Annotated in this window: 4 protein-coding genes and 1 pseudogene; 4 read left to right on the top strand and 1 reads right to left on the bottom strand. The window is 29.2% G+C overall.

Features of this window, described 5'->3' with window-relative positions; genetic code table 11:
* The first annotated feature begins 85 nt into the window (after positions 1 to 85).
* The 4 genes and pseudogenes from tnpA (at position 86) to ABDZ60_RS03145 (ending at position 1,919) form a co-directional block, all read left to right on the top strand.
* Positions 86 to 559 (top strand): annotated as a pseudogene (tnpA, locus tag ABDZ60_RS03160) (IS200/IS605 family transposase).
* Positions 560 to 672: 113 nt separating this feature from the next.
* Entirely contained in the window at positions 673 to 1,170 is a 498-nt protein-coding gene (locus ABDZ60_RS03155; protein ID WP_343775970.1) for a TnsA endonuclease N-terminal domain-containing protein, read from the top strand.
* Between the two features lie 3 nt (positions 1,171 to 1,173).
* Complete coding sequence (locus ABDZ60_RS03150; protein WP_343775973.1) at positions 1,174 to 1,527, top strand: TnsA endonuclease C-terminal domain-containing protein; 354 nt, start codon at positions 1,174 to 1,176, stop codon at positions 1,525 to 1,527.
* The gene (locus tag ABDZ60_RS03145) at positions 1,524 to 1,919 is read left to right on the top strand and encodes a hypothetical protein (protein ID WP_343775967.1); all 396 of its coding nucleotides are present in this window, start codon (positions 1,524 to 1,526) and stop codon (positions 1,917 to 1,919) included. Before ABDZ60_RS03150 ends, ABDZ60_RS03145 begins: the two co-directional genes overlap by 4 nt.
* 48 nt (positions 1,920 to 1,967) lie before the next feature.
* Here ABDZ60_RS03145 and ABDZ60_RS03140 read toward each other — a convergent pair.
* A partial coding sequence (locus ABDZ60_RS03140; protein WP_343775964.1) for an ATP-binding protein occupies positions 1,968 to 2,377 on the bottom strand: 410 nt, incomplete at its 5' end.

Genomic DNA, 2,377 nt, shown 5'->3' with positions numbered 1-2,377 from the left:
CAAATAACTATCAAATAATTATGCATTTTCATGTTGGAACTTTTCAACATTTTGAGGTTGACATTTACACAGAGGAGGATCCGTAATAGATAATAGTAGTTTAGCACATAGCAAATGGAATTGTAAATATCATATAGTTTTTGCACCTAAGTATAGAAGATAAATTATATATGGAAAAATAAAAGCAGATATAGGAATAATATTGAGGAAGCTTTGCAATCACAAAGGTGTAGAAATAATCGAAGCAAATGCGTGTAAAGATCATATACATATGCTAGTAAGTATACCGCCTAAAATTAGTATTTCCTAATTTATGGGGTATTTAAAAGGGAAAAGCTCTCTAATGATATTTGATAGACATGCAAATTTGAAATATAAATATGGCAATAGACAATTTTGGTGTAAAGGATATTACGTAGATACGGTAGGAAGAAATAAAAAAGTTATTGAAGAGTATATAAAAAATCAAATTCAAGAAGATTTAACATATGAACAAATGAGTTTAAAAGAATATATCGACCCGTTTACGGGGGAGCCAGTAATGAAAAGCAAAAAATAAACACCTTTTAGGTGTAGCAGTAAAAGTATGCGGTTGGCAAACTGTTCAGGGTGCGAGTAGCACTGCCAGTAACATGCCCTTATAGGGTTAAAGGGGTGGTCCTGATTTAGGAAATGATAACGTTGACAAAAAGTGCTAGAATTCAAAATTATAAAAAAATGATTAAAGAAGGTAGAGGTACTGGTACTGGTATTGGAAGAGAGTATATACCTTGGTTAAAGATTCAAGATGTACCATCATTGGGTAGAGCCACTAGATTAAAGGGAATAAAAACAGGTAGACAACATGAGTTTTTATCAGATATGGAGCGAAATTATTTTTATGTTTTAGAGTATTCAGATAATGTTATTGATATTAGAGAGCAATTTCCTTTATTGCCTTTGGAAGACACTCTTCTTATTGCAGAAGAATTAGGTATAGAACATCCTAAGAATCCTGAAAATGGCGAAGTGATTGTTATGACTACAGATTTTTTTATAACTATAAAAAAGGGAAATGAAGATTGTTATATTGCAAGAACAATAAAGGCTACAGATGAACTTTTAAATAAAAGAGTATTAGAAAAGTTTGAAATAGAAAGGGTTTATTGGCTAAGGAAAGGAATAGACTAGGGCATAGTTACTGAAAAAGAAATAGATAAAAGTATAGCACATAATATAAGCTTTGTTCATGGTTATAATGATATAAAAAATATAGATTGCTTTAATGATATAGGAATAATTGATTTACAAGATCTAGTTTATGAATTTATAAAAGGGATATTAGATAGTAATAAAACTATGAGAAGTATATGTAATGAATTTGATAATGATATGACTTCAGAAGGGGGAAGCAGTTTAAGTATTTTTAAGTATTTAATTATTAATAAGATTATAGAGATAGATATAACTAAAAAGATTGATGTTAATACAATAATACCTATAATCAATATAAAAGAAGAATCGATAAAAAAGGTGAGAGTAATATGATAATAGTTAATTCTGTATTTAAATATTTAGATGGAGAGCGGGTTCGAATTATAGATATTTTTGAACAATATGGTTATTTAGTAAATATTGATTCAGCCACATCAATGCCTAGGAAGGAGCATATAGAGCGTATTAGTGAAGAAATTGATGCTGAAAAATTAATTACTATTAAAGATCCTTTTTCAAGAATAGTTGATGAAAGTGCTCTTTCAAAAATTCAAATTAGTAAAAGAGATGAGGAGTGGAATTTTATATTGAAATACTGGGAAGTAAATAGGTTTGAGATTCTAGAGAAAAGTAGTAGAAATAATGCACTTGAAAAAATAGCAAGTTCAAGTAACTTAAGCTTAACTAAAGTAAAGAAAGTATTTAGTAGATATTGGCAGATATAAATGTCAAGCTAGAAATGTCACTTTTTGATCATTTAAGAATGTAGTTTTTTAATCTTCTTCTTGCTTAAAATGCTCTTTCAATCTATAAGAGTTACCATTAATTGTAACGACATGAGCGTGATGTAAAACTCTATCTAAAATAGCACTAGCTATAACAGGATCATAAAAAATATCATCCCAAGAGTTAAAATTTATGTTGGTAGTTAAGATGGTACTTTTCTTTTCATATCTCATGTCGATTAATTGGAAGAATAATTTTGAATCTTCTTTATCTATAGGTAAAGAACCTAATTCATCAATAATAAGAAGCTTATATTTACTAAAGTGCTTAAGTCTAGCATCTAATCTATTTTCTAGATTTGCTCGCTTTAGTTGTTGTAATAAATCATTGCACTTAATGAAATAAGTACTGTAACGTCGCTTCGCAGCCGCGATTCCTATGGAAGTCGCAAGATGTG

Source organism: Clostridium sartagoforme (assembly GCF_039521405.1).
Lineage (GTDB): Bacteria > Bacillota > Clostridia > Clostridiales > Clostridiaceae > Clostridium > Clostridium sartagoforme.
This window is presented reverse-complemented; position numbering and strand designations above follow the sequence as displayed.

Excerpts from the sequence above, each read along its gene's own strand:
- ABDZ60_RS03155 (WP_343775970.1), top strand. The coding sequence starts at position 673 with ATGATAACGTTGACAAAAAGTGCTAGAATTCAAAATTATAAAAAAATG.
- ABDZ60_RS03145 (WP_343775967.1), top strand. The coding sequence starts at position 1,524 with ATGATAATAGTTAATTCTGTATTTAAATATTTAGATGGAGAGCGGGTT.